The organism is Nocardioides sp. P5_E3 (genome assembly GCF_054049275.1).
This window is the reverse complement of the sequence record NZ_JBFUMR010000010.1, coordinates 17006-42732: the sequence shown is the minus strand read 5'-3', so window position 1 is coordinate 42732 and position 25727 is coordinate 17006. Positions and strand designations below refer to the sequence as shown.

27 protein-coding genes are annotated in these 25727 nt (G+C 72.2%); 13 read left to right on the top strand and 14 right to left on the bottom strand.

The window, feature by feature from the left end; all coding sequences use genetic code 11:
- Window positions 1-41 precede the first annotated feature (41 nt).
- From ACXJKB_RS08085 to ACXJKB_RS08070, 4 genes are read right to left on the bottom strand one after another with little or no spacing between them, the layout of a single operon-like run.
- Window positions 42-263 (bottom strand): hypothetical protein, encoded by a 222-nt coding sequence (locus tag ACXJKB_RS08085; RefSeq protein WP_457187160.1) that lies wholly within the window; start codon window positions 261-263, stop codon window positions 42-44.
- 50 nt (window positions 264-313) lie between these two features.
- Complete coding sequence (locus tag ACXJKB_RS08080) at window positions 314-814, bottom strand: mycothiol transferase (RefSeq protein ID WP_457187158.1); 501 nt, start codon at window positions 812-814, stop codon at window positions 314-316.
- 4 nt (window positions 815-818) lie between these two features.
- The gene (locus ACXJKB_RS08075) at window positions 819-1058 is read right to left on the bottom strand and encodes a hypothetical protein (RefSeq protein WP_457187156.1); all 240 of its coding nucleotides are present in this window, start codon (window positions 1056-1058) and stop codon (window positions 819-821) included.
- A gap of 19 nt (window positions 1059-1077) precedes the next feature.
- The gene (locus ACXJKB_RS08070) at window positions 1078-2223 is read right to left on the bottom strand and encodes a serine hydrolase domain-containing protein (RefSeq protein WP_457187154.1); all 1146 of its coding nucleotides are present in this window, start codon (window positions 2221-2223) and stop codon (window positions 1078-1080) included.
- 66 nt (window positions 2224-2289) lie between these two features.
- Between ACXJKB_RS08070 and ACXJKB_RS08065 the strand changes: the two genes are divergently transcribed.
- Both ACXJKB_RS08065 and ACXJKB_RS08060 read left to right on the top strand, forming a co-directional pair.
- Window positions 2290-2658: a hypothetical protein gene (locus ACXJKB_RS08065; RefSeq protein ID WP_457187152.1), complete on the top strand. Its 369-nt coding sequence runs from the start codon at window positions 2290-2292 to the stop codon at window positions 2656-2658.
- Window positions 2659-2697: 39 nt separating this feature from the next.
- Window positions 2698-3525, top strand: coding sequence for an oxidoreductase (locus ACXJKB_RS08060; RefSeq protein ID WP_457187150.1), 828 nt, complete (start codon window positions 2698-2700; stop codon window positions 3523-3525).
- 9 nt (window positions 3526-3534) lie between these two features.
- Here the strand turns inward: ACXJKB_RS08060 and ACXJKB_RS08055 are convergent, their stop codons facing one another.
- A complete protein-coding gene (locus tag ACXJKB_RS08055; protein ID WP_457187148.1) occupies window positions 3535-4701 on the bottom strand; it encodes a hypothetical protein in 1167 nt (388 codons plus the stop codon).
- Between the two features lie 120 nt (window positions 4702-4821).
- Here ACXJKB_RS08055 and ACXJKB_RS08050 point away from each other — a divergent pair, with 120 nt between their 5' ends.
- From ACXJKB_RS08050 to ACXJKB_RS08040, 3 genes are all read left to right on the top strand, one after another.
- Window positions 4822-5229 carry a hypothetical protein gene (locus ACXJKB_RS08050; protein ID WP_457187146.1) on the top strand — a complete coding sequence of 136 codons (408 nt, stop codon included), beginning with the start codon at window positions 4822-4824 and terminating at the stop codon, window positions 5227-5229.
- A gap of 31 nt (window positions 5230-5260) precedes the next feature.
- Window positions 5261-5845: a hypothetical protein gene (locus ACXJKB_RS08045; RefSeq protein ID WP_457187144.1), complete on the top strand. Its 585-nt coding sequence runs from the start codon at window positions 5261-5263 to the stop codon at window positions 5843-5845.
- A 450-nt stretch (window positions 5846-6295) separates the two neighbouring features.
- Entirely contained in the window at window positions 6296-6937 is a 642-nt protein-coding gene (locus ACXJKB_RS08040; RefSeq protein WP_457187142.1) for a nucleoside/nucleotide kinase family protein, read from the top strand.
- On the opposite strand, the gene ACXJKB_RS08035 is transcribed toward ACXJKB_RS08040, so the two are convergent.
- Window positions 6928-7740 carry a nuclease-related domain-containing protein gene (locus tag ACXJKB_RS08035; protein WP_457187140.1) on the bottom strand — a complete coding sequence of 271 codons (813 nt, stop codon included), beginning with the start codon at window positions 7738-7740 and terminating at the stop codon, window positions 6928-6930. The genes ACXJKB_RS08040 and ACXJKB_RS08035 overlap by 10 nt on opposite strands.
- Before the next feature lie 72 nt (window positions 7741-7812).
- On the opposite strand from ACXJKB_RS08035, the gene ACXJKB_RS08030 reads away from it, so the two are divergent.
- Window positions 7813-8463 carry an endonuclease/exonuclease/phosphatase family protein gene (locus ACXJKB_RS08030; protein WP_457187138.1) on the top strand — a complete coding sequence of 217 codons (651 nt, stop codon included), beginning with the start codon at window positions 7813-7815 and terminating at the stop codon, window positions 8461-8463.
- A 28-nt stretch (window positions 8464-8491) separates the two neighbouring features.
- Here ACXJKB_RS08030 and ACXJKB_RS08025 read toward each other — a convergent pair whose 3' ends face one another.
- Both ACXJKB_RS08025 and ACXJKB_RS08020 read right to left on the bottom strand, forming a co-directional pair.
- Window positions 8492-10156: an NERD domain-containing protein gene (locus ACXJKB_RS08025; RefSeq protein ID WP_457187136.1), complete on the bottom strand. Its 1665-nt coding sequence runs from the start codon at window positions 10154-10156 to the stop codon at window positions 8492-8494.
- A 46-nt stretch (window positions 10157-10202) separates the two neighbouring features.
- Window positions 10203-11477 (bottom strand): TY-Chap domain-containing protein, encoded by a 1275-nt coding sequence (locus ACXJKB_RS08020; RefSeq protein WP_457187134.1) that lies wholly within the window; start codon window positions 11475-11477, stop codon window positions 10203-10205.
- Window positions 11478-11684: 207 nt separating this feature from the next.
- Here ACXJKB_RS08020 and ACXJKB_RS08015 point away from each other — a divergent pair, with 207 nt between their 5' ends.
- Together ACXJKB_RS08015 and ACXJKB_RS08010 are read left to right on the top strand one after the other, a co-directional pair.
- Window positions 11685-12278, top strand: a complete 594-nt coding sequence (locus tag ACXJKB_RS08015) for a hypothetical protein (RefSeq protein ID WP_457187132.1) — start codon at window positions 11685-11687, stop codon at window positions 12276-12278.
- Between the two features lie 130 nt (window positions 12279-12408).
- Window positions 12409-13596, top strand: coding sequence for a zinc-dependent alcohol dehydrogenase (locus ACXJKB_RS08010; RefSeq protein ID WP_457187130.1), 1188 nt, complete (start codon window positions 12409-12411; stop codon window positions 13594-13596).
- Between the two features lie 33 nt (window positions 13597-13629).
- Here ACXJKB_RS08010 and ACXJKB_RS08005 read toward each other — a convergent pair whose 3' ends face one another.
- The 4 genes from ACXJKB_RS08005 to ACXJKB_RS07990 form a co-directional block, all read right to left on the bottom strand.
- A complete protein-coding gene (locus tag ACXJKB_RS08005) occupies window positions 13630-13869 on the bottom strand; it encodes a hypothetical protein (protein ID WP_457187128.1) in 240 nt (79 codons plus the stop codon).
- A gap of 11 nt (window positions 13870-13880) precedes the next feature.
- On the bottom strand, window positions 13881-14858 hold the full coding sequence (locus ACXJKB_RS08000; protein WP_457187126.1) for an SPFH domain-containing protein: 978 nt from the start codon (window positions 14856-14858) through the stop codon (window positions 13881-13883).
- A 67-nt stretch (window positions 14859-14925) separates the two neighbouring features.
- Complete coding sequence (locus ACXJKB_RS07995; protein WP_457187124.1) at window positions 14926-15549, bottom strand: VC0807 family protein; 624 nt, start codon at window positions 15547-15549, stop codon at window positions 14926-14928.
- A complete protein-coding gene (locus ACXJKB_RS07990) occupies window positions 15546-16136 on the bottom strand; it encodes a TetR/AcrR family transcriptional regulator (protein WP_457187122.1) in 591 nt (196 codons plus the stop codon). The genes ACXJKB_RS07995 and ACXJKB_RS07990 overlap by 4 nt, the downstream gene beginning before the upstream one ends.
- Window positions 16137-16265: 129 nt before the next feature.
- On the opposite strand from ACXJKB_RS07990, the gene ACXJKB_RS07985 reads away from it, so the two are divergent.
- From ACXJKB_RS07985 to ACXJKB_RS07970, 4 genes are all read left to right on the top strand, one after another.
- Entirely contained in the window at window positions 16266-17204 is a 939-nt protein-coding gene (locus ACXJKB_RS07985) for an acyl-ACP desaturase (protein WP_457187120.1), read from the top strand.
- A gap of 82 nt (window positions 17205-17286) precedes the next feature.
- Window positions 17287-17865: a cupin domain-containing protein gene (locus tag ACXJKB_RS07980; protein WP_457187118.1), complete on the top strand. Its 579-nt coding sequence runs from the start codon at window positions 17287-17289 to the stop codon at window positions 17863-17865.
- Window positions 17866-17965: 100 nt separating this feature from the next.
- The gene (locus tag ACXJKB_RS07975; RefSeq protein ID WP_457187116.1) at window positions 17966-19078 is read left to right on the top strand and encodes a flavin-containing monooxygenase; all 1113 of its coding nucleotides are present in this window, start codon (window positions 17966-17968) and stop codon (window positions 19076-19078) included.
- Window positions 19079-19111: 33 nt separating this feature from the next.
- Window positions 19112-20731, top strand: a complete 1620-nt coding sequence (locus ACXJKB_RS07970) for a LuxR C-terminal-related transcriptional regulator (protein WP_457187394.1) — start codon at window positions 19112-19114, stop codon at window positions 20729-20731.
- Window positions 20732-20735: 4 nt separating this feature from the next.
- Here the strand turns inward: ACXJKB_RS07970 and ACXJKB_RS07965 are convergent, their stop codons facing one another.
- Entirely contained in the window at window positions 20736-21446 is a 711-nt protein-coding gene (locus tag ACXJKB_RS07965; RefSeq protein WP_457187114.1) for a hypothetical protein, read from the bottom strand.
- A 12-nt stretch (window positions 21447-21458) separates the two neighbouring features.
- Window positions 21459-22187 (bottom strand): hemerythrin domain-containing protein, encoded by a 729-nt coding sequence (locus tag ACXJKB_RS07960; protein ID WP_457187112.1) that lies wholly within the window; start codon window positions 22185-22187, stop codon window positions 21459-21461.
- A gap of 96 nt (window positions 22188-22283) precedes the next feature.
- On the opposite strand from ACXJKB_RS07960, the gene ACXJKB_RS07955 reads away from it, so the two are divergent.
- Window positions 22284-25691 carry an ATP-binding protein gene (locus ACXJKB_RS07955; RefSeq protein WP_457187110.1) on the top strand — a complete coding sequence of 1136 codons (3408 nt, stop codon included), beginning with the start codon at window positions 22284-22286 and terminating at the stop codon, window positions 25689-25691.
- The last annotated feature ends 36 nt before the right edge of the window (window positions 25692-25727 follow it).

Here is a 25727-nt window from a genome sequence, read left to right as displayed (position 1 = left end):
AGCCTAGGCAGCCGGCAGCCGCCCGCGCGGGCGGCAGCGCCTCAGAGGTGGTGCAGCTTGGGGTAGGGGTGCGCGATCCGCACGGACTTCGACCCGAAGTCCGCGGTCACCGCCTGGTTGTCGACGTGGGTCACCTGGCCGAGGCCGTAGATGTCGTGGGTGACGCGGTCGCCGACCTCGAACACCTCGACGACCGGCTCAACGGCCGGCTTGAAAGGACTGCTGGCAAGGTGCTTCGGCCGTCGGCCGCTCGGAGTGGTCATCACCCCCAAGTATGGCCCTCCCGAGACGTTTGTGGGGGATCGGCGTCGAATCAGTGCCCGACGAGCCCCTTCACGTACGCCGCCTGGCCGAGGTGCTGGAGGCAGTCGCCCTGGATGCTGATCAGCCGCTGCCCCGCGGTCACCGGCGGGTCCCACCGCTGGTCGACCTCCCGCTCGAGCTCCGCCTCGTCGACGGTCTGCAGGTAGCGGGCCGTCGCGAGCGTGACCTCGTGGTGGTACTCCGCGAGCAGCGCCGGGTCCTCGATCCGCAGCGCGTCGACCTGCTCGCTCGTGTGGCCGTAGCCGATGTCGCCGGTGCCGTTGGGCAGGCCGAAGCGGTCCTGGAACCGCTCCCAGACCTGCGGCCCCCCGGCGAGGTCGGCGACGTGGTCGTCCTGCACCCGCGCCAGGTGCCACAGCAGCCACCCGACGGGGTTGCCGGTGCCGCCGGGACGGTGGTGGAGGGTCTCGTCGTCGAGGTCCGCCGCGATGCCGGCGTACAGCTCGGTGATGCGGCCGAAGCCCTCGGTCAGCAGCCCGCGCACGTCCATGACGTCACTCCGCCGGCGCCGCGGACCGGACCTGCGGAGCCGACGACTTCTCGTCCTTCATGCCGTCGATCTCCGCGAGGATGCGGGTGCGCTCGTCGCCGCTCACCGACACCTTCGCCTTGGCCAGGCCCTCGTCGAGCTGCTCGGCGATGGTGCTGTCCTCGGCGCTGTACTGCCAGGAGGAGACCTCGTCGACCACTCGCTGGGCGGCCTCGATCGCTGCCTGCTTCACGTCGTCAGTCATGCGTCCACGGTAGTGAGGCTCATGGTGGGGACAACCGTCCAACGGGGTGTGCTGTCGCCGTCCAGAACGCCTTCAGCAGGTCCTCGACGCCGGGCGAGCCGAGCACCACCTGGGTCAGGAGGATGGCCACGGTCCCGTCGGGATGGACGTACGCCGACGTGCCGGTGCCGCCGACCCACCCGTAGCGGCCGACCACGTTCCACGGGTCGATCAGCTCGGTGTCGACGCCACCACCGAACCCCCACCCCTGGCCGTCGAGGAAGAAGCCGCCCATCTCCCGGAGCCGGGGCGTCGTGTGGTCGGTCGTCATCTGGCGCACCGACTCCTCACTCAGCACGTCGCCGCCCTTGGCGAGCAGCATCCGCCCGAAGGACAGCCAGTCGCCCGCCGTGGTGACGAGCCCGCCGGACCCGGACGGGAAGGCCGGCGGGCGCGTGAAGAACCCGTCCGGCTCGTCGCGCACGACCAGCCCGCCGTCGCCGGCGCCGTACATCGTGGTGAGCCGGTCGACCTTGTCTGCCGGCACGTGGAAGCCGGTGTCCGGCATACCGAGCGGGTCGAGCAGCCGCTCGGCCATCACGTCGGCGAGGTCCTTCCCGGCCGCGCGTGCGAGGAGGACACCGAGCACGTCGTAGGCGGCGTTGTAGGTCCAGCCGTCGCCCGGCTGGTGCATCAGCGGGATGCTCGCAAGCTGGCGCATCCACTCGTCCGGCGCCGGGACCTCGTGGATGTCGTCCGCCGCCTGGTGCAGCCGCTCCATCAGCAGCGGCGTGACCGCCGACTCCCACGTGCAGAAGCCGAGGCCCGCCGTTCCCATGAGCAGGTGCCGGGCGGTGATCGGCCGCTCGCACGCGACCGTGTCGTCGAGCGGGCTCCCCAGGGTCCGCAGCACCTGCGGCTCCGCGATCTCGGGGAGCAGGTCCGCGACCGGGGCGTCGAGGTCGATGCGGCCGTCCTCGACCAGTGCCATCGCCAGCGCGGCCGTCACCGGCTTCGTGATCGAGGCGCCGCGGAACAGCGCGTCGCGTCGCATCGGCGTACCGCTCGAGTCCCGGGTGCCGAGGGCGACGACCTCGACGTCGTCGCCTCGCGCCACGAGGGCGACGAGGCCAGGGATGTCGCCGGAGTCGACGAACGGGTGCAGCGTCTCCTCGAGGTCCGCCATGTGCCGCACCGTACGCCCGTCCCTCCGGGTGTGGCTGGTCCTGTGACGGCGGAGCACGGTGGAGGCATGGCTGTGACGAGCTTCCAGGACCTGCCGCTGGCCGACCGCGACCGCGAGTGGGACGGCGACGCCGCCGAGAAGCGGGTGCGCGAGTGGGCGGGCGCCGTGGACGAGCCAAACGACAAGTACCGCGACGCCCACGTCTGGTACGACGCGGACAAGAAGGACAACTTCACCGCCTACAAGCTGCTGGTCGCCGACGTCGTGGACGGCCGGTTGCGCGCCGTGCCGCGCGGCGTGATGGCGGCCGGCAACGTGATGGCGGGCGGCCGCGGTGGGGTCGACCTGCCGTCGAAGGACGTCGACCGCGTCAAGAGCCACCTCGCGAAGTACTACGCCAAGATGGGCGACGACGCCCCGTGGGAGCGCGACTGACGCGACGGACGACAGGGGACGCGCGCCTACGATCGCTCCATGACCTCCCCCGTCGCCCTCGTCACCGGTGGCTCGTCCGGCATCGGCGAGAGCACCGCACGCGCCCTGCTGGCCAAGGGCTTCGTCGTGTACGCCGTCGCCCGCCGCCTCGACCGGATGGCCTCCCTGTCCGACCTCGGCGTGCAGACACATCTGATGGACGTCACCGACGACGCCTCGATGGTCGCCGGCATCGACCGGATCATCGACGAGCAGGGGCGCATCGACCTCCTGGTCAACAACGCCGGCTACGGCTCGTACGGCGCCGTCGAGGACGTCCCGATCGACGAGGCGCGGCGGCAGTTCGAGGTCAACGTCTTCGGCCTCGCCCGCCTCGTCCAGCTCGTCACTCCGCACATGCGCGCCCAGGGGTCGGGCCGGATCATCAACATCTCCTCGATCGGCGGGAAGTTCTACGAGCCGTTCGGAGCGTGGTACCACGCCACCAAGTTCGCCGTGGAGGGCTTCAGCGACAGCCTCCGCATGGAGCTGCGGCCGTTCGGCATCCAGGTCGTGCTCATCGAGCCCGGCCCGATCCGCACGGAGTGGAACGAGATCGCCCGCGACTCACTGCTCGAGCGGTCCGGTGACGGCCCCTACGCGTCGTACGCCCGTCACGCCCACGGCGTCATGGAGCGCTTCGACGAACCGTCCCGGGCGTCGACGCCCGAGGAGGTGGCGGACAAGATCGTGAAGGCCGCGCTGGCGAAGCGTCCGGCCGCGCGCTACCCCGTCGGCCGCGGCGCGCGGACGATCACGACGTCGCGCGACCTGCTGCCCGACCGGGTCTTCGACGAGGTCGTCAGTCGGACCTACGGGACGCGGTAGCCACCGACCTCATCCGGCGGCCCGGCCCGCCTCGGCGAGGTCGAGGAGCAGACCACGCGCCGGCTCGTGGACCAGCGCAGCCCACCGCGCCCAGACGTCGTGCTGGCCCTCGCGGACGAGCATCCTGCGCGCGTCGGCCCGCGCGCTCGGCTGGAGGACCGCCGCCGCGACGTGCGACGCGTCGGACTGTCGTACGCCGTCGACGGCTCGCCGCAGGATGCGGAAGGCCGCCCGTGGGATCTCGTCGCGCCCCGATCGCAGCTGCGCGGTGACCCGTTCGAGGTCGGCGGCAGCCGTGCCGATCCGGAGCAGGTCGATCGAGAGCACGTCGGTCAGCAGCTCGTGGTCGGCGCGCATGAAGCGACGCTCCACGAGCCTGCCCTCGTCGAGCGCCTCCTTGATGCGCATCCACGGTTGCGGCGCACCGGCCACGTCGCGGGCGACGGGCTCGGGCACCGCGATCGGCGGGGTGTCGAACATGAGGAGGTCGTCGACCCCGCTCGGCACCAGCCGCCCGAGGACCCACCCGTCGTCACCGGCGTCCGACCTGGCGCCGAGATCGAGGACCTCGAGCCAGGAGCCGGCGGCCGGGTCGTGGACGCGCAGGCGTCCGCCGGGCAGGCTCGCCCCGACCTGGTAGCCGCCCAGGGGTGCTCCCACCCAGGACCGCGCGAGCCCCGCGTGCTCGGCGAGGCGACCGGTCGCGATCTCGTCGACGAAGCGCTCCAGTCCGCCCAGCTCGTGGACGAGGACCTGGTGGAACAGCCAGGACTCCGACGCCACCCAGGCCATCACCCGGACCGGGTCGCCCCCGTCGGCGTGGCAGTCGGCGAGCTGGTCGTCGTGGAAGGTCTCGATGGCGTACTTCAGTGAGAGCCGCTGGGCCCGTCCCGTGTCCGACTCCCGGTCCTCGCAGCGCACGGCCTGGTAGGCGATCCAGCGCGCCCACACCCAGTCAGGGAGGTGGTCGCCGAGCGAGGCGAGCTGGGTGAGCAGCACGTGGTGGCGGCTCCGGAGGTTGAGGGCGGGGACGCGGGAGTGCAGCTCGAGCGCGCGGGCGGCATCGCCGCTCCGCTCGGCAGCGAGGGACTGCGCGACGAGGTCGAAGTGGGCCGCGGTCATCCGGTCGGCGACGCGTGGCAGCCGGCGAAAGCCGGGAGTGGGGTTCCGAGACATGCCTCCACCCAAGGCCCGCGCGGATCGCCGCCACAAGCCGCTCGAACGGATCTGTGGACGACCGCCGACCCTGTGGAGACTCGTTCGCCACGGGTCGCTTCAGCGGGCAGTCTCGACGCCATGTACGAACCAGTCCTCACCACCCAGTCGCAGCTGGAGGACGCGTGGCGCGAGCTGATGGGCCCGTGGAGCTACGGCGGCCACAGCGTCTGGATGATGCTCATCGTCGACGACCGCCCGCTGCCCCAGCTGACCGAGATCGCAGACACCGCACACCCACCCGAGACCGAGGAGCTCGACGGCCTCGCGAAGCTCCTGGTCATGCTCGAGCGCGAGGTCGCACCGGGCCTTCGCGTCGCGTTCCTCCGCTCCCGCCCGGGCAAGGGCACCATCACCGACACCGACCGCGCCTGGGCGACGAGCCTGTACGCCGCCGCACGCCGCGCCTCCGTGCCGTGCGAGGTCGTGCACCTCGCCACCCGCGGTGCGATCCGTCCGATCCCGGCCGACGTCGTCGGGATCAGGTAGTCGTTCGCGCAGCATGCGGGACGATGGAGCCATGGCGCTTTCGCTGGACGAGGTGCACGACCTGATCGACTCCTGGGAGATCGACCCCGACGTCGACACCGTCGTGCCGGCCGTCGAGCTGTTCGCGGCGATGACCGTCGGCGACCCCGGCAGGCTCGACGTGCTGCACGTGATCGCGGACCACCGGGCCATGCGAGGCGAGGTCGACGCGGCGCTCGCGTTCCTCGATCAGGCAGGCCCCACCGCGCACGACGACGCTGAGGTCCTGAGGGCCATGCGTGTCTCCTACCTCGTCGGCAGTGGCCGCGGCGACGAGACCGAGCCACTGCTCGACGACCTCCTCCGCCGCGGTCCCCGCCTGCCAGCCGAGGCCATCGAGAGGATCGCCGACGCCCTCGAGGAAGCCGGTCGTCTGCAGGAGGCGATGCGCTGGTTCACGATCGGGCTTCGCGATCTCGACCCACAGCAGCACCTTCCCGCCTACGAGGAGGAGTACGCGCTCATCGGCCGCTGGCGCGTCAGGCGCGCGCTCGACCTGCCGCCGGACCACTACGACGTGCTGGCGCGCGGGACGCTGGACGCACGTCGAACGAGGTGGACCGACGACGGGGACTGAGGCGCTGACCTATCTGCGCAGGTGGAAGGTGAAGGCGCCTCCCGACGAGCGCTCGACCCGGTATCTCGCGTCGTGGGCCCGATGGTGGTGGTGGCTGCAGAAGAGGACGCCGTCGGTCCGCGGCGAGGTCACCGGCATCGGCCAGGATCCGCAACCGCAGCTCCACCAGCTGTGCTTCCGCGGCTGCCAGCTCACGCAGCGATGATCGGGGGGACGGGTCACGAGCGGCCTCCATCGACGACGGGTTCCACACCGCACACACGTGCGGCAGGTCAACGGGCCGTCACCAGGACGCCAACTGGGCCGAGGCCCTCGTAGCACACCTCATCCGAGGTTCAGCACGATCTTACTCAGGTTCTGCGATATTCGCCAGTATGTTCGAGCTCAATCGGCCGTCTACGCTCGGTGCATGAGCGTTCCAACCCCCACGCCTGACAGCGACCGGCAACCGTGACGAGCACCCTGTCAGCGCTGGTCGACCGCGCGACGTCACTCCTCGACCGGTCGGGTCGTGCTCTCCTCGGCGTCACGGGAGCACCCGGCGCCGGCAAGTCGACGCTCACCGGGACGCTGCTGTCGCACCTGAGCGCCGCGATGGGCGCGGACGCGGTCGGCCACCTGCCGATGGACGGGTTCCACCTCGCGGACGTCCAGCTCGACCGGCTCGGGCGCCGCAACCGCAAGGGTGCGCCCGACACCTTCGACATCGACGGCTACGTCGCCGCGCTGCGCCGCCTGAACGACGAACCCGACCGCACGCTCTTCGCCCCCGGCTTCGAGCGCGACCTCGAGCAGCCCATCGCCGCCGCCATCGCGATCCCGCCGTCAGCGCGGCTCGTGGTCACCGAGGGCAACTACCTCCTCCTGCCCGACGGCGGCTGGGAGCGCGCACGCCCGCTGCTGACCGAGGTCTGGCACGTCGAGGGCGACGACGACGTACGCCGTGAGCGACTGGTGCGCCGGCACGAGCAGTTCGGCAAGTCCCCCGAGGCCGCTCGGGCCTGGGTCGACCAGGTCGACGAGCCCAACGCCCGGCTCATCACCGCCACCCGCGACTCCGCAGACCTGGTCGTGCAGCTCGATCAGTTCTGACCGCGGGTAGCGTTCTTGCTCGCTCGATCCTTCTTCGGCGCAGGGTCCTTCTTCTGCTTCTGCACGGGAGCCGGGTCCGAGGACTCATCCGGCGCGATCACACCGACGAACTGCTGACCCGCCCACTCGCCCGCCTTCTGCAGGCCGCCTGTGAACACGGCGGCCAGCAGCAACAGCAGGCCCGCCATCGCAACCACTGGCCGAGACCGATGCTTGGCCGAACGGCGCGCGGGCCTCGCCGTCTTGGGTGCTGGCGCAGCCGGGCGCACCGCGCCATGACGGATCGCATCCGCACAGCGCGCGACCTCGTCCGGCCCGAGCACCGGCGGGCGAGAGGTCAGCACGCCAACGAGATTCGCCGTCGAGCACACCGTCACGTTCCAGAACGTGGCGTTGACCTCCTCGTCGCGCACGAAGCAGAGCACGCCGACACAGTCCAGTGGCGACACCAGTGCCTGCACTGCGATCGCTGCCGCCGTGACGGAGGAGACGGCGTCCTCGCGGCGTCTCCCGTTCTGCGTCAGCACCTGGTCACGGACCTCGACACGCCCCGACCAGTTCTTGGCGTCCACGACGAACACCCCACCCGGCCCGATCACGACGTGGTCGAGGTTGGCGCGCTGGCGCCCGGGCCACGCGAGGTCGTGGAGCACGACCCAGTCGGCAGGTAGCGCGGCCAGCGCCGTGGCGACAGCGACCTCCCCCGCCGCGCCCTGCTCCCACAGAGCGGCCGAGCGCTCGAGGCGCGCGGCCTTGTCCCGCTGCTTGCGCGCAACGTCGTACGCCGACTTTCCTGCTGACATTCCTGTCACCCCCGGCGCACGAGCCTAGGCATTGCCACCGCGGCATGCAGCCGAATCCGCCATGATGCCGCCGTGCGCATCGGGACGTGGAACCTTGCCGGACGCTGGTCGGACGAGCACCGGAGATTGATGCTCGATGCCGACTGCGACGTGTGGTTGCTGACCGAGGTCAACGAACGGACGAGCCTTCCCGGGTACGCCGTCAGTCCGTCGCTGCCGCCGATGGCCCAGCGACGTCGCTGGGCGGCGGTGGCCAGCCGGCTGCCCCTGACCTCGAGCCCGGACCCGCACCCAGCGAGCGCTGCGGCGCAGGTCGGTGCGACAACATACGTCAGCTCGGTGCTGCCGTGGAGGTCATGCGGATCGCGTCACCCGTGGGTCGGGGCCAGCCACGCCGACAAGACCAAGCACGCTGTCGACGACCTCGTCCTGCGCCTCCGAGCCGCCGACTCCCTCGTCTGGGGAGGCGACTGGAACCACGCCCTGGACGGGCGCGAGTACGCCGGATCGCAGGGCGGTCGCCGCGAGATCGCACGGGCCCTCGACGAGCTGGGACTGGTGGTCCCGACTGCCCAGCTGCCGCACCCGATCGAGGGCCTGCTCAGCATCGACCACATCGCCGTCCCCGAGGGCACAGCTGCAACGGCCAGACGGGTGGCGGCCACGGACGAGGGCAAGCGCCTGTCCGATCACGATGCCTACGTCGTCGACACCGACCTCTAGGTACCGACCCGTCTTCCGGGCTCCCAGCTCACAACCCCAGCCTCCGCGCCACGTCCTCGCCCGCGACCCGGCGAACGGTGTCGGGATCTCCGACGACCACCAGCTCGTCAGTGGCACGCGACATCCCCACGTAGAGCCGCTCGCGGGCACGGTCGCGTGATCCGTCCTCGTTGAGGCAGAGCACGACCGCCCGGCGTTCGAGTCCCTTGCAGCCGAGCACGTGGCCGTAGAAGACGTCGTCGTCCCAGTAGGTGCGCCAGTAGCCCTCCTGGTCGTGGAAGTCGGTCCGCTCGACCTGGACCGGGTGGCGATGACCAGTGGTGAGCAGGGCGACGTTGCGAGGCTCCCAGCCGGACTCGAGGAGTGAATCGACGGCGTCATCCGCGGCCTCGACGGCGTCCTCCTGGGTGGCAGCGACGAACCGGACGGCCGGACCGTGGCCACCCCGCGAGTACATCCGGCTGGGCGCGAGGGGTCCGAACGAGTCGTGGATCTGCTGGGTGTTGCGGAGGTTGTGGTCGAGCACGAGCGGCACGAGGGCGACCGGGGGACGACCGAAGCGCGCGAAGATCCTCTGGTTCTCGTCGGAGTAGACGTAGAGACCGCCCTGCTCTTCGTCGCGCAGCGACCTGAGCACGGGCGTCCACCAGGAGTCTGCGAAGTCCTGCGCCTCGTCGACGATCACCGCGTCGTACTTGTGCTTGTCGGGCAGCTCGGCGGCGAGCTCGGCCATCTCGGCCGGCAGCCGCTCCTCCCAGAACTCGCTGTCCGTGCGATCGCCCTCGGCCGCACCCCACTGCTGGCCGAACGCGTGGAAGGTGCCCACGAACGCCGGTCGCTGGCGCCGGTCCCACTGCGCGACCTGGCGGCGGAGGTGCTCCGCGAGCCCGATCGAGTAGCAGAGCAGGGCTACGCGCTGGGACTTGCGGCCCTGACCTCCACGTGCCAGCTCCTTGGCCTGCTGGAGGGCGAGCACGGTCTTGCCGCTGCCCGCGCCACCGCGCACCTCGACGCGGTTCAGCAGGCGGGTCACGCGGAGGATCGAGGCCTGCTCCATGGTGAGCCGGTCGAACTCGGCCGCACGGTCGTCCGACTCGGCGTTGACGTCGTAGGGCGTGGCGAACCGCCCCGTGAGGATGTCGGTGAGCACCTCGACGTCGTCGTGGGTCGGAGGTCGGTCGCCGTGCTGCATCCACCATGCGGCGTCGCGGACCCGCTCCGCGAGAACCAGCTGGTCGTCCTTGTCGTGGAGCGACCACCGCGGCAGCTCGGGGACGCTGAAGTCCGAGTCGAACCGCGTGTAGGGAACGACCACCCCGTGTCCCCACGCCACCCGGCGGGTGCTCCCGCCGCGCGGGTGCTGGTCGACGTAGCGGCGCAGTGCGTGCTTGGTGCCGCGCGCCTGGTCGACGGGGCGGATCTGCCGACGCCCGCCCCCGCTCTGTGTCCACCACCGGTGTCCCTCGGCGTCGTCCGGCTCGACCGTGACGCTGCCGCCCTTCACCTCCAGCACGAGCACGCCGACGTCGGGCATGAGCACGACGAGGTCGGCCTCGTGGTCCTTGTCGCCGTCGGTGAGGCGGAGGTTGGCCAGCAGCACGTCGTCGTCGTCGAGCGTCTCGCGCAGCCGCTCCCACACCTCCTTCTCGGAGCCAGTGGTGAAGGTCGGGATCTCCGGGATCAGGCGCGGCATGCGACCACCCCATCACCGATCCGATCCGCGCATGACCCGAACACGGTCACCGGGTGGTCCCGGCCTCGTCCTCGTCGAAGAGCGCGAGCTGGTCGAGCTGCACCTTGCGCACCGGGGCGTCGACCATCAGGCGCAGCCCGGCGCGCATCCGAGCCGCCAGGTCGCGGAGGTAGTCGTGCCGGGCCTGCAGCACCTTCTCCCTGCTGCGCTGCCCCGCTGCCCGTGCCTCCCGGATCCGCGTGCGCGTCTCGCGGCGGCGCTTCTCGGTGATCCGGATCGCCTTGAGCAGCAGGCCGGTGTCGTTGCCGTAGATCCGCACCATCGCGCCCGTACCCACCGACCCGCGGTCGTCGCGCTCGAGCTCCGCCATCACGGCGTACGCCGTCTCGAACCGACTGCCCGGCCGCTCGCCCACAGGCTCGGGCGCCGCGCGGACGCGCTCGGCGAGGTCACGGGCCCATCCGTCGACCTGCGACAGCATCCGGAGGACCTCGATGCGGACAGCGGCCGGCTCGGCCACCTCGAGCCCGAGCTCGCGCGTGACGCTGATGCGCTGGCCGGTGAGGAAGAACGTCAGGCCGAACTCGGTGCGGTTGAGCCGGTTGACCTCGACCAGCGCGGCCTGGCGGTCCGCCACGTCGTCGACCAGCAGGCACGACAGCAGCACCCGCGGAGCGTTCTTGTTGACCGACACCCACACGAGCTGGTCCTCCGTCGGCAGCGGGAGGTCGCCGTCGTCGTCCCACTCCGGCGCCTCGTCGTAGCTGTCCGCCACGGCCAGGTCGATGACTGCCCGGACCTCCTCGACCGACGTCGGTCGGACGACCTCGTCCGGGTCAGGCTCGACGCGCTGCGGCTTCGGCGGCAGAGGGCGTACGGCACCCTCCGCCTCCAGCCCGTCGGCGTCGAGGTAGACCGGGTGGAGCACGCCGTAGACCTCGCGCAGCGCACGAACCACCATCACGGCTGCCCGGTCGGCCTCCCGCAGCTCGAGGTCGAGCCAGAAGTTGGTCTCGCCCTCGGACCAGTCCTCTGCCTCGGGCCGTCGGAACCCGATCCCCTCGAGGGCACGCTCCTGCTCCTCGTCGAGCTCGGACCCGGCCGCGAGGTAGACGTTGCTCACCGCCTCGACGCGCATCATCGCTTCACCGCCTGCCACCTGGCAGTAGGGCGCCGCCCCGGTCTCCTCCTGCGGCGGCACCTCGACGACGATCGAGTCGTCCTCACCCATCCCGGCGACGTGGTCCGCCAGGCGCTGGCGGAACTCCCGCCAGGCCCCCTCCACCGCGTCGTCCCAGCGACGCTCCAGCTCTCCGCCCATGCCTCGACCCCTCACCGGATCGCCCCCGCGATCCCCACGAGAACGACTCTAGGGACGACCACCGACAGTGCTCCCCGGCGCGGATCGAGGCGGTCTAGAACCCACTCCGGCAGTCCTGTCACCCACCGCCGCATCGGCGTAGATTCGAGGATTGCCCTCCCACCCCCCATTCCCGAGAGGTGGGTGACCACACCGAGGAGGGGCAGCGTGTTCATCCAGATCATCCAAGGCACATGCACGCGCCAGCAGGAGCTCCACGAGCACCTGGACACGTGGCGCAACGAGCTCAGCAGCGGAGCACCGGGCTGGCTCGGAGGGACCTACGGGTTCACCGACGACGACATGTTCGTGGGCGTCGTCAGATTCGATTCGCGGGAGTCCGCGATGTCCAACTCAGGCAGGCCCGAGCAGGACGCCTGGGCCGCCAGCATGATGGAGCTCTTCGACGGTCCGGTCGAGTTCCACGACTGTGACGACGTCACCCTGATGATGGACGGCGGGTCCGACAGTGCGGGCTTCGTCCAGATCATCCGGGGCAAGGTCGACGACGTCGACCGCCTCAGGTCGATGATGACCGCCGACACCGACTCCCTGCACCAGATGCGGCCCGAGATCATCGGCGGCACGCTCGCCGTCGAGCCGGACGGCACCTTCACCGAGACCGTCGCGTTCACCAGCGAGGCCGCGGCGCGTCAGGGTGAGCAGGTCGAGCCGCCGCCCGAGGTCCGGTCCGACCTCGAGTACGCCATGACGGACGCGGAGTTCTACGACCTGCACCGCCCCTGGTTCGCGTCGCGCTGAGACGTCCCGCGGGGTGCACCGGGGCGCTCGGGAGCCCCGGGGCGGTCGATCTCACCGCCACTGCATGTCGCCACGACCCTCGGGTACGGAACGCCTTCGACCACCCCCGACCCGAAGGCGGTTCAGCGCGATGAAGGCAGTCACCTGGCAGGGCGTCCACGACATGCAGGTCACGGAGGTCCCCGACCCCCGCATCGAGGAGTCGACGGACGCGATCATCAAGATCACGTCGACCGGCCTGTGCGGCTCCGACCTGCACCTCTACGAGACCCTCGCCCCGTTCATGGAGGCCGGCGACATCGTCGGCCACGAGCCGATGGGCATCGTCGAGGAGGTCGGCCGCGGCGTCAGCAACCTCAAGGTCGGCGACCGCGTCGTCGTGCCGTTCAACGTCTGCTGCGGCTCGTGCTGGATGTGCGACCAGGGCCTCTACAGCCAGTGCGAGACCACGCAGAACCACGAGCACGGCACCGGCGCGAGCTTCTTCGGCTACAGCAAGCTCTACGGCCAGGTCCCCGGCGGCCAGGCGGAGTACCTCCGCGTCCCGTTCGCCGACTTCCTGCCCGTCAAGGTGCCGCACGAGCACGCCGACGACCGGTTCCTCTTCCTCTCCGACGTCCTGCCGACCGCGTGGCAGGGCCTGCAGTACGCCGACGTGCCCGACGGCGGCACGCTGCTCGTCCTCGGCGCCGGACCGATCGGTGACATGGCGGCCCGCATGGGCGTACGCGCCGGCCACCGCGTCATCTCCGTCGACCGCGTGCCGGAGCGGCTCGCCCGCGTCGAGGCGTTCGGCGCCGAGCCGCTCAACCTCGACGACGCCGAGGACGTCGGCAGCGTGGGCGACGTCGTCCGCGAGGCCACCGGCGGCCGAGGCCCCGACGCCGTCATCGACGCCGTCGGCATGGAGGCCCACGGCTCCGGCGGCGCGCAGGTCGTGCAGAAGATGACCGGCCTGCTGCCCGACGCGATCTCGGAGCCGATGATGAAGAAGGCCGGCCTCGACCGCCTCGCCGCCCTGCACACCGCCATCGACGCCGTACGCCGCGGAGGCACCATCTCGATCTCCGGCGTCTACGGCGGCCAGGCCGACCCGATGCCGATGATGCAGCTCTTCGACAAGCAGATCCAGGTCCGGATGGGCCAGGCCAACGTGCGCCGCTGGACCGACGAGCTGCTCGCCATGCTGGTCGAGGACGACCCGTTCGGCGTCGACGCCTTCGCCACCCACCACCTCCCGCTCACCGAGGCGCCCGACGCCTACGCGCACTTCCAGAAGAAGGAGGAGGGCATGGTCAAGGTGGTCTTCCAGCCCTGAGCCGTGCCCGGACTGACCCGCGACCCGCGCGGGTCAGTCCTCGCGGTCCTTCGGCGGACGCCCCCGCCTGGGCACCGGACCGGCGTCACGCGGCTCACGCCCGGCAGCCTTGAGCGCCTCGCGCAGCAGCAGCTCGATCTGGGCGTTGACGCTGCGCAGGTCGTCCGCGGCCCAGCGCTGCAGGGCGGAGTGGACGGCAGGGTCGAGGCGCAGCAGCACGGACTTGCGCTCTGCGCCTCGCCTGGGAGCCGACTCCCCCGCCTCGTCGCTCACGGACGACCCGATCAGGTGTAGAGCGAGCCGGTGTTGACGACGGGGGTCGTGCCGCGTTCGGAGCAGAGCACCGTGAGCAGGTTGGACACCATCGCGGCCTTGCGCTCGGCGTCGAGCTCGACGATGTCCTTCTGCTCCAGCTGCGCGAGCGCGCTCTCGACCATTCCGACTGCTCCGTCGACGATCTTCTCGCGTGCGGCGATGACGGCCGAGGCCTGCTGCCGCTGCAGCATCGCCTGGGCGATCTCCGCGGCGTAGGCCAGGGCCGAGATCCGCACCTCGATGACCTCCAGTCCGGCCAGGACGATCCGCTCGGCGACCTCCGAGGCCAGCTCGGCCGAGATGACCTCGGTGTCGCCGCGCAGGGTGACCTCCGTGGCGGCGTTGTCGTAGGGGTGGCTCATCGCCACGTGCCGCAGGGCCGACTCGGCCTGCACCGCCACGAAGTCCTCGTAGTCCTCCACGGCGAAGGTCGCCCGGGCCGTGTCGGCCACCTGCCAGACGACGATGGCCGCGATGTTGATCGGGTTGCCGTCGGCGTCGTTGACCTTGAGCTCGTTGGTCTCGAAGTTGTGCACCCGGACCGAGACGTTGCGCCGGGTGGTCAGCGGGACGATCATCCGCAGCCCCGGCTTGCGCACGGTGCCGACGTAGCGGCCGAAGAACTGCACGACCCGCGTCTGCCCCGGAGCCACGATCGTCAGCGAGGCGGCAAGCAGCAGACCGAGGACGATGATGGCGGCGCCGCCGACGATGAGGCCGATGCCGCCCTCACCGGCGTCCGCGTCGATGATGCCGGCGACCGTCATCCAGCAGCCCAGGCCGAGGAGCAGCAGCGACACGGCCAGCCCGGCGAAGCCGTCGACGGACCACGCCTCCCGTTCGGTCACGTCGACCCGCGTGCCCTCGTGCCCCACCGGGTGTCCTGCCGGCGGGCCGCCCTCCGACTCGCCGATCTCCCCCTGCTGCATTGCCCGGTCCCCGTCCATGCGGTCAGCCCCTTCTCCCAGAATGTGATGGCAAATAGATATCACATTCCGTGGAAGCCGGTGCAGCTCACCCCGTCACCGGCGCCCGCCGCCGCCTCCCCAGGGCCCCGGCTCGGACGTAGACCACGGTCGTCACCACGTTGAGCACGACGGCGGTCGCGACGTACATCGCCAGGTTGAGCCCGGGCACGAGGTCGGGCGGCAGGGTGTACGCCATGGCGACCCGCGCGGCGGCGTCGAGCAGCGTGCCGATCGCCCAGAGCGTGCTCGACGTACGCCACATCTGGCGAAACCACGGCTCACGCTCCCAGAGCCCTTCCCAGTCGCCCGGCCAGCCCAGCCGGCCCTCGGCCATCGGCCTCGCGAACTGGTAGGCCAGCGGCCGGTCGGACCACCACAGGCTGGCGAGGAACCAGAGGCCGACGCCGCCGGTGACCAGCGCGTCCTTGGCGAGCAGGAACCGCTCGTCGCCGGGGAGCAGGGAGATCGCGAAGCTCGCGAAGAGCAGGACCGTGAAGAACGCCTCGAGCCCGCTGGGCCGGTTGCCGCGGAGCAGCGACACGCACGCCGGGACCAGGGACAGCACGGCGCCCACGACCAGCGCGGCGTACACGCTGACGCCGAGGTGTCGCATCAGGTAGTAGAGCGCCGTCGACCCGACGATGCCGAGGAGCGGTCGGAGCAGGGTCACGGATCGGCCCTCGTCGCGCGGTCGAAGAGCTCCACCAGCTCGGCGGCGTACGCCGTGCAGTCGAGGTCGGCGTCGGCCGCCAGCTGGAAGGGCACGGCCTCGACGGCCCGCTGGATCGTGCCGGCCATGACGCGGGTGTCGAACTCCCGCATCGCCCCGGAGCGCTGACCGTCGGCGAGGATCCTCTCGAGGTGGCTCACGTCGCTCGGCGCGGGCCTGCCGTCGCCCCAGGCGCCGGACATCACCACCTGGAGCAGGGCGGACATCGGCGCGCGGTGCGTGTCGGCGTACCCCACGACGCCCTCGACGTAGGCCCTGAGCCGCTCGCCCGGCGTCTCCGCCGCCATGACCAGGGCACCGACGTGCTCGCCGATCCCGGCGACGACGTGCTCGACCAGCGCCGCGACCAGCTCGGCCTTGCCGGCGAAGTGGTAGCTGATCAGCCGCGTGCTGGACAGGCCGGCCCGCTCGCAGATCCGCGCGAACGACGCCTTGGCGAAGCCCTCCTCCGCGACGACGTCGATCGTCGCCTCCAGGATCTGCGCCCGCCGCGCGGTCGCCGCCACCGATCGCTCCGTTACTTGCACGAGTAAGACGCTAGCGCTGCCTCCTCCCGGCCGCAATGCCATTGGCGAGACCTAGCCTCCGGACCGCCCGCGGGTGTAGGCAGGGAGGGTGAGGCGCCCGCCCTCGCGACCGCCGGACGAGGAGATGGCATGGCCGCACTCGAGAGCACCCAGCTGCTGACCGAGCTCGAGCCGGTGGTCGAGGAGAACCTCAACCGCCACATGGCGATGGCCGACGAGTGGATGCCCCACGAGTACGTCCCCTGGAGTCTCGGTCGGGACTTCGCCGACCTCGGCGGCGATCCGTGGGAGGTCGCGCAGTCGCAGCTGTCCCCGATCGCGCGCACTGCGCTCGAGGTCAACCTGCTCACCGAGGACAACCTGCCGAGCTACCACCGCGAGATCGACCGTGCCTTCGGCCGGGACAGCGCGTGGGGCACCTGGGTGAACCGGTGGACCGCCGAGGAGGGTCGGCACGCGTTCTGCATCCGCGACTACCTGCTCGTCACCCGCGGCGTCGACCCCGTCGAGCTCGAGCGCGCGCGGATGGAGACGATGGAGACGGGCTACGAGGCGATGGACAAGTCGCTGCTCAACGTCTGCGCGTACGTGTCGTTCCAGGAGCTCGCCACCCGTGTCTCGCACCGCAACACCGGCCGCTACACCGAGGAGCCGATCGCCGACAAGCTGCTCGCCCGCGTCGCCAAGGACGAGAACCTCCACATGATCTTCTACCGCAACATCGTCACCGCGGCCCTCGAGCTCTCCCCCAGCCAGACGATGCGCGCGATCACCGAGGAGGTCGTCGGCTTCGAGATGCCCGGCAGCGTGATCCCCGGCTTCTCGCGCAAGGCCGTGCAGATGGCCAAGGCTGGCATCTACGACCTGCGCATCCACCACGACGACATCGTCGCGCCGCTGTTGCGGCAGTGGGGCGTGTGGGAGCTGGAGGGGCTGGACGCCGACGGCGAGGCGGCCCGCGACGAGCTGGCCACCGCCGTCGCTGCGCTCGACGGCGAGGCGACGCGGTTCGTCGAGCGGCGGGACGAGGCGGCAGCGAAGAAGGCGGCGCGCCAGGCGAGCGGCTAGGGGGCGCGCTTGACCCCCTCGCCTTGGTGATGACGTGCCGTCGGCGGCGGACCTAGAGTCGACTGTCGGCAGGAGGTGCGCCATGGCGAGGGCGGGTGACGTGCTGGAGCACCCGCGGACGGGCGAGCTGATCGTGTGGCTCAAGGTCGCGGGCGACACCGACGGTCGGCTCCTCGAGGGCGACATCTTCGCCCGGCCCGGTGGGCACCCGGCCGCCACGCACGTGCACCCGCACCAGGAGGAGCGCTTCCGGGTCGTCCATGGCACCGTGAGGTTGGAGGTCGACGGCACGGAGCGGATCCTCGGGGCCGGGGCGACCGCGTCCGTCCCTCCGGGCCGGGCCCACACCTGGGCCAACGTCGGCGACGACGAGGCGTGCGTGCGGGTCGAGATCGAGCCGGCACTGCGCACGGAGATGTTCTTCGAGACCTTCTTCGGCCTCGCCAAGGACGGCCGGACCAACAGCAAGGGTCTGCCCAACCTGTTGAGCATGGCGGTGATCCTGCGGGAGTACGACGCCGAGGTGCGGCTGGCCCACCCGCCCGCCGTCGTCCAGCGAGCCGTCTTCACTCCCCTCGCGCTGCTCGGCCGGACGCTCGGCTACCGCGGGTGGTACCCGCGCTACACCTCCGAGCCGATGCCTCGGCCTCGGCCTCGCTGAGCTGCACTCCACCATGGGGCGATCCACCCAGCCCGCCGGTCACCGGAGATGGGTGCTCCGCCCGACGCGAGGAGTGGCGTCGTCGAAATAGCGTCGAGCCATGGACACCACAGACATCGACACCGTGATCATCGGCGCTGGTCAAGCGGGCCTGTCGACCGGCTACCACCTGCAGCGCCGCAACGTCCCGTTCGTCATCCTCGAAGCCGCCAGCCGCGTCGGCGACAACTGGCGACGGCAGTGGGACAGTCTCAGGCTCTACTCCCCCGCCCAGTTCGACGGGCTCCCCGGACTGCCGTTCCCCGCCGCCCGGTGGACCTTCCCGGGCAAGGACGCAGTGGGCGACTACCTCGAGAGCTACGCCCGCACGTTCGGCCTCCCGGTCTGCCTCGAGACGCGCGTGCAGGCCCTGGACCGCGAGGGTGACGGCTACGTCGTGACGACGGACCGCGGGCGGTTCACCTGTCGCAACGTCGTCGTCGGGACCGGGACGTTCGGGCGGAGCCCGCTGATCCCCGACGTGGCCGCGACGCTCGACCCGAGCATCCTCCAGCTGCACTCGAGCGAGTACCGCCGGCCCGGCCAGGTCAACGACGGCGCCGTGCTCGTCGTCGGCGCGAGCCACTCCGGCACCGACATCGCCTACGAGCTGGCCGAGACGCACCCGGTGGTCCTGGCCGGCCGCGACTGTGGCGAGATCCCGCCGCGGCTCGGCTCACCGGCCTTCCGGATGGTCTTCCCGGTCCTGCTCTTCGCCTGGAAGCACGTCCTCACCCGGCGCAGCCCGATGCGCACCAAGCTCACGGAGGAGCTGCGTCGCCACGGTGGCCCGATGCTGCGCGTCAAGCGACGCGACCTGGTCGAGCGGGGCGTCGAGCGCGTCACCAGCCGGATCGAGGAGTCGCGCGACGGCCAGCCCGTCGTCGACGGCGCGCCCCGCGACGTCTCCACCGTCGTGTGGGCGACCGGCTTCCGCCAGGTCTTCGACTGGATCCACCTCCCGATCCTCGGCGAGGACGGCTGGCCGAAGGAGATGCGGGGCGTGGTCGCCGACGCCCCGGGCCTGTTCTTCTGCGGACTGGCCTTCCAGTACTCGTTCAGCTCGATGCTCATGACCGGCGTGGGCCGGGACGCGGCCTTCGTCGCGGACCGGGTGGCGACCCGTTCCCGCGCCCTGGGGAAGGCGACCTCGAGCCACCCCGCGGCGGCGTGAGCGGCCGTACGCTCGAGAGCGGAGGTGAGCGGGATGCCCGTGGCCGGCGACGTCGACCCAGCGCGACAGGCGTACGCGCGCGGTGACTGGCCCGAGGCGTACGACACCTGGTCCGAGGCCGACCTCGCCGGCCTCCCGCCAACCGACCTCGACGACTTCGCAACTGCGGCCGAGCTGCTCGGGCACCACGACACGACGGTGGTCGCGCTGCAGCTCGAGTTCCGCCTGCACGAGCAGGCGGGCGACCCGCAAGGGGCCGTACGGGCGGCCGTCCGCCTGGCGATGAGCTGCGCCACCCACGGAGAGCCTGCCCTCTTCTCCGGATGGTCCGCCCGGGCGCAGTCGCTGCTCGCCGACGTCGGGGAGGACTCGGCCGAGGCGGGTTGGGTGGCCTTCACCCGGATGTTCGCCCACCTCGGCCGCGGCGAGATCCCGCAGGCATCGCTGCAGGCCGACCTCGCCACAGAGGCGGGGCGCCGCAACCGCGACCCCGACCTCGTGGCCATGGGGCTGACCGGTCAGGGACGGCTTCGCCTCTACACCGACCGGATCCCCGACGGCCTCGCCTGCCTCGACGAGGCGATGGTCCGGGTGATCGCCGGTGAGTGCACGCCGGTCATCGCCGGGCACGTCTACTGCACGGCGATCGAGGGCTGCCAGGAGATCAGCGACTTCGGTCGGGTCGCGGAGTGGACCGCCGCCCTCGAGCGGTGGTGCTCCGCGCAGCCCGGGCTGCTGCTCTTCACCGGCCAGTGCGCCCTGCACCGCGGCCAGCTGTTCCGGATGCACGGCGACTGGGCGGAAGCACTCGACGAGCTCGAGCTCGCCGCGCAGCGCTACGTCGAGGCCGGGTCGCCGGACGCCATCGGGCTCACGTCCCGCGAGTCCGGCGACGTCCTGCGCCTGCGCGGGGACCTCGACGAGGCCGACGTTGCCTACCAGCGGGCGGCCGACCACGGTTGCGACCCCCAGCCCGGGCTCGCCCTGCTGTGGCTCGCGCGCGGGCAGGACGCGGCGGCGTTGGCCGCAGTCGAGCGCATGCTGGTCGAGGACGTCGGCGCCGTGGCGCGGTGTCGCGTCCTGCCCGCCGCGGTCGAGGTGTTCCTCGCGTCCGGGCAGGTGGACCGCGCGCGCTCCGCCACCGACGAGCTGTCGTCCCTGGCCTGCTCGGAGGTCCTCGCGGCGATGGCCGCCGAGTGCTCCGGCGCGGTCGAGCTCGCCGATGACGACCCGGCGGGAGCCCTGCCCTTMCTCCGCAAGGCGGGCCAGATGTGGGCGCGCGCGTCCGCTCCGTACGACGCGGCCCGCGCCGGCGTCCTCCGGGGCCGGGCGCTGGCCCGGCTCGGCGACCTCGACGCCTCGCGCCGCGAGCTCGAGGCGGCACGCGACTGCTTCCGCCGCCTGGGTGCTCGCCCGGCGGCGGACCGGGTCTCCTCGCTGCTCGCGCCGGCAGCGCCGCCCGCGGGACTCACCCCCCGCGAGGTCGAGGTGCTCCGCCTCGTCGCCACCGGTCGTACCAATCCTCAGATCGCCGCGGGCCTGGTGCTCTCGGAGAAGACGGTGGCCCGCCACCTCTCCAACATCTTCACCAAGCTCGACGTGCGCTCTCGGACCGCCGCCGCGGCGTACGCGTACGAGCACGGGTTGATGTGAGCGGTCAGGCCGCTGACGGACGCTCCGAGCGCAGCCAGTGCCAGGCGACGGCCCCGACCCAGAGCTCGTACCCGAGGGTGCTCAGCGCGAGGAGCGGGAAGAGCGCGTCCGTGAGCAGGGTCGCGCTGCCGAGCAGGCTCAGCGGCAGCAGCAGGAGACCGGCCCGCTGGAGCCAGGGCGCCGTCCCGGCCATGCGGAGGCCCAGCACGATCGCCCCGACGAGGAAGAGCCGCGGCAGCACCGAGAACGCGAGCGAGTACGGCGCGATGGCGTCCCACCCCGCGAGGAGGCGTACGTCGGTGCCGTCGGCGGCGGCGCCCATCGCGACGTCGTGCAGCACCCCCGCGAGCGGCCAGACCAGCGCCAGCATCGTGCCGGCAGCGACGGCGACGGTCGACAGGACGCCGCTGGGGTCGACCCGGCGGAGGCGCACGTGCACGGCGCCGAGGAACCCCAGCAACATCGTCCCGGCGACCATGAAGGCGTAGTTGCTCACGCGGTAGGCGGTCTCCACGTCGAGGATGGCCTGCCCGCGCTCGGCCGCCGGGTCGCCGGGCGCACCGACGCCCGGCAGCACGAAGACCGCCATCGCGATCATCACCAGCAGCTGGCACGCGGTGAACGCGAGGCCGAAGCGGGCGCTCAGCCGGGTCAGGGCGTGCTCGGACGCGACAGGGGCGCCGGGGACGGCCCCTCGATCGACGGTGGTGGTCATGTCGGTGTCCTCTCAGGCGAAGCGGAAGGCGAGGTGTTCGACGCGCTCGTAGCGGCGCCGGAAGATGCGGAGGAGCAGGCCGTAGCCGGGCGGGGTGGACTCGAGCAGGCGCTCACGGGCGTCGGCCGGCACCCCGTCCATCGCCCACGGGAGGAGGAACGGGATCGAGCGCAACGGGTAGCGCTTCTCGACCGCCTTCTCGAAGGCCGCGTTCTCCTCCTCGCTCAGGCTGCGCTGCAGCATCGGGAGGGCGTGCTGCTCCTCGTGGGCCAGGTGCGACAGCAGGAGCTCGTGGGCGGCTCCGAGCCGGATCTCCAGTGCATTGCGGTGATCGGTGCACGGGTGCGCGCTCATCGAGGCGAAGGCGTCACGCACGTTCTCGAGCGCGGGGTCGATGTCGTCGTGCTCGTCCTCCATGTCGGCGAGCACCCGGAGGCCGGCCGCGTCGCCGGCGGCCTCAGCGTGCCGCTGCAGCAGCGGCCACAGCTCGTCGTCCTCCGCGGAGTGGTGGTGGTGCAGCACGTCGGCCATCGCGACCCAGCGCCGCTCGAGCGCGGCCCACACCTCGTGCTCGGCGATCGGCGTGCCCTCCACGGCGGCCGCGAACCTGTCGAAGTCGCGCCGCAGGGCGTGGTGCATGACGTACATCCCCGTCTGGTCGTGCGGACCCTCGGCGGTGTGCGCCTGCCCGGGCAGGGTCAGCTGCGGGCGGTACGACGGGGTGGTCCCGGTGTGCTTCATCGGCTCTCCTCGGCTGGTGGTGCGAGCACGATCTCCTCCGACTCTTGAGCCGCACTCCAGAGCGACTTGAGCCGCTTTCCCGCTACGTTGCTGCGCGTGTGGGTCCGCGTGCTCGGAACGAGCCAGGTGGCGCTCGCCGACGATCCGGCAGCCACCGTGGACGTCGGCGCCCGCAAGCCGCGCTCGGTCCTGGCCGCGCTGGCCCTCCGGCTCGGCAGCGACGTCCCGCCCGACGCACTGGTGCGGCTGGTCTGGGGCGAGGACGCGCCGCGCGGCGCCCACGGCACCCTGCACTCCTACCTGTCCGGCGTACGACGCGTCCTCGAGCCGGGCCTCGGCCCCCGGGAGAAGCCCCGGGTCCTGCTGACCAGCGACCACGGCTACCGGCTGGCGCTCGGTCGCGAGGACGTCGACGCGCACTGCTTCGCCGACGAGGTCCGCACCCTCCACCGGTCGCTCGCGCCGCTCGCCGCGCAGCTCACCACCGGGCCGGGCGCCGACTGGCCGACCCGCGCGGAGATCTCGCGGGGCGTGGACCGGATCGAGGAGCTCCTCGCCCTGTGGACCGGTGACGCGTACGCCGACCTCCCCGACGAGCCCGAGGTCGTCCTCGAGCGGACGTCGCTCGACCAGCTCCGGCTCGACGCCGAGGAGGCGCGCGTCCTGGGCCTGCTCGCCCTCGGCGACCACGCGGTGGTCGTCGCCGCGACCGAGGAGGCGACGGCGAGGTACCCGCTCCGCGAACGCGTCTGGGCTCTGCACGCGCTCGCCCTGACCCGCTCGGGTCGCCAGGCCGAGGCGCTCGCCGCGCTGCGCCAGATCCGGTCCGTCCTGGCCGACGAGCTCGGCCTCGACCCGGGACACGAGCTGCGCGAGCTCGAGCAGGCCGTGCTCGTCCAGGACCCCGCCCTGCACCGGTGGTTGCGTGCCGGCTCGAACGGGTCCGCGCCCGCCGCGACGGCCGCCACCCCTCCCGCCACAGCCCCGAGCGGTACGACGACCGGGTGGCCGACGGTCGGCCGCGAGGCCGAGGAGGCCGTGCTGCTGGACGTGCTGGCGCGCGCCGAGGCGGGCACGCCCGCGACCGCCCTCCTCGTCGGCGAGCCCGGCATCGGCAAGTCGCGGCTGGTCGCCAGGGTCGTGGCCGCGGCGCGCGAGCGGGGCTTCCGGGTGGCGACGGGCAGGTGCTCGCAGGACGACGGGGCGCCCAGCCTGTGGCCCTGGAGCCAGGCCCTGCGCGAGCTCGCCGACGGCGAGGTCGACAGCCACGTCGAGGAGCTGCTGGCCGGCGCGCCGTCGGGCAGCGGCGAGAGTGGCGAGCGTGAGGCGTTCCGCGCCCGCGAGACCCTGGCGCACGAGGTCACCTCCCGGTCGTCGTCCGGGCCGGTCCTGCTGGTGCTCGACGACCTGCACTGGGCCGACACCGCGTCCCTCAAGGTGCTGCGGCACCTCGTCACGAGCGCCGCACCCGGGCACCGCCTCGCGGTCGTCGTCACGCGGCGGAGGCTGCCCGAGCCGACCGGCGACCTGGCCGAGGTCGGGGAGGAGCTCGCGCGCCACCACGTGACCCGGCTGGACCTCTCCGGCCTGACGCCGGAGGAGGCCCGGAGCCTGGTGGACGCCGTGACCGGCACCGTCGTACCCGCCGAGGTGGTGGACGACTGGCACCGGCGATCCGACGGCAACCCCTACTTCCTCGTCGAGCTCGCCCGGCTCGACGCCCGCGACAGCACGACGTTGCCCGCGACCGTCCGGGACGTCATCGTCCGCCGCCTGCAGGGCCTCCCCGAGCGGACCCGCGAGCTGCTCCTCCTCGCCGCCGTCCTCGGCCGGCGCTTCTCGCTGGACCTGTTGGCGGCGGTGGCTCGAGAGCCGGTGGAGGACGTCGACGACGCGCTGACGCCGGCGCGTGAGGCGGGGCTCGTCGAGGACCCCGAGGCCGGGACCGCGGCCTTCACCCACGCCCTCACCCGCGACGCGGTCGTGACGACCGCGAGTCCGTCGCGGCTCGCGCGCCTCCACGCCCAGGTGGCCCACACCCTCGCCGACGACGCCGCGGTCGGCGGGATGGTCGGCCGCGAGGAGCGGGTCGCCGAGCTCGCCCGGCACTGGCTCGCCGCCGGCCCCACCCACGTCGGCCGGGCCTGGCGCGCCGCGGGCGACGCGGCCGCGCAGGCCCGTCGTACCTTCTCGTGGGTCGAGGCTGAGCGGCTCGTCGCCGCTGCGATCGACGCCCACCGGCGCGACCCCCTCGGCACGACCGTCGAGCGGATCGACCTGCTGCTGACCCGCGCGCGCGACTGCCGCCCCAACGCGGAGTGGGACCAGGTGCTGCCCTGCGCGGAGGAGGCGATCGCGCTCGCCCGGCGCGAGGACGACCTGCCCCGGCTCGCCGCGGCGGCCGCGGCGTCCACGGACGGGTCGGTCTGGATGCCCCAGCAGTGGAACGAGGTGCCGGAGGACGCCGTCGAGGACCTGCGGTGGGCCATGGCCGAGCTGCCCCACGGCGACTCGACGGAGCGCTGCCGGGTCATGCTCGCGCTCGCGGTCCTGCTCTACTACGACCCGTCGGCCCAGGCCGAGGTCCGGGCGCTCGCCGAGGAGGGCGTCGCCATGGCCCGCCGGATCGGCGATCCCGCCCTGCTGGCCTGGGCGGCGCCGACCGCCTGGAAGGCACTCTGGACCCCGGCACGTGCAGACCTCCGGCTCGAGCTGGCGCGGGAGGGTCTCCGCGCCACGCGGGAGGCAGCCGACCCGGACGCCGAGGTGGTCGCGTCGGTGCTGCTGACCGGCAGCCTGATCGAGCTGGGCAACCGGACGGCGTACGTCGACACCGCGGCGGCCACTGCCCGGCTCGCGTCCCGCCGCCGCAACTCCTACGCCCAGGTGGCGCTGGGATGGATCGACCTCAGCCTCGCCTCGCTGCGGCGCGACGCCGCCGCCGTGGACCGGCTCGCGGCCGAGCTGCACGCCCTGCGGCCGCGGCTCAACCCCGGCAACGAGGCGCTGCACCTGATGGGCATCCACCTCATCTCGCACCTGTGGGACGAGCGCATCGGCGAGCTGATCGAGCCGATCGCGGCGGCCATCGCGGTCGCCGACAACRACATGGCCGCGGACGTCCTGCTCCTCGCGATCGCCCGCGCGGGCGAGCCCGACCGGTTGCGCGCGCAGCTGCTCACCCCCGTCATCCACCGGGTGGACAACTGGAGCAGCACGAGCACCTGGTGCGGGGTCGCCGAGGCCGCCGCCGTCGCGGGCGACGTACCGCTGGCCGAGCAGATGGCTGCGCGGCTGGCACCGCTGCACGGGCGGCTGGCGATCAGTGGCATCTCGACCGTGATGGGTCCGGTCGACGGCTACCTCGCGCTCGCCCTCGCCGCCAGCGGCAGGCACCAGGAGGCGGCCGACGCGGCGGGACGCGCAATCGCCCAGTGCGAGGCGTGGGGCTTCACGGCGTACGCCGACTGGCTGGGCGAGCACCGCGCGCGGCTCGACTTCTGAGAGGTCTTGGGGCACCTCTTGGGTCGAGCACCCAAG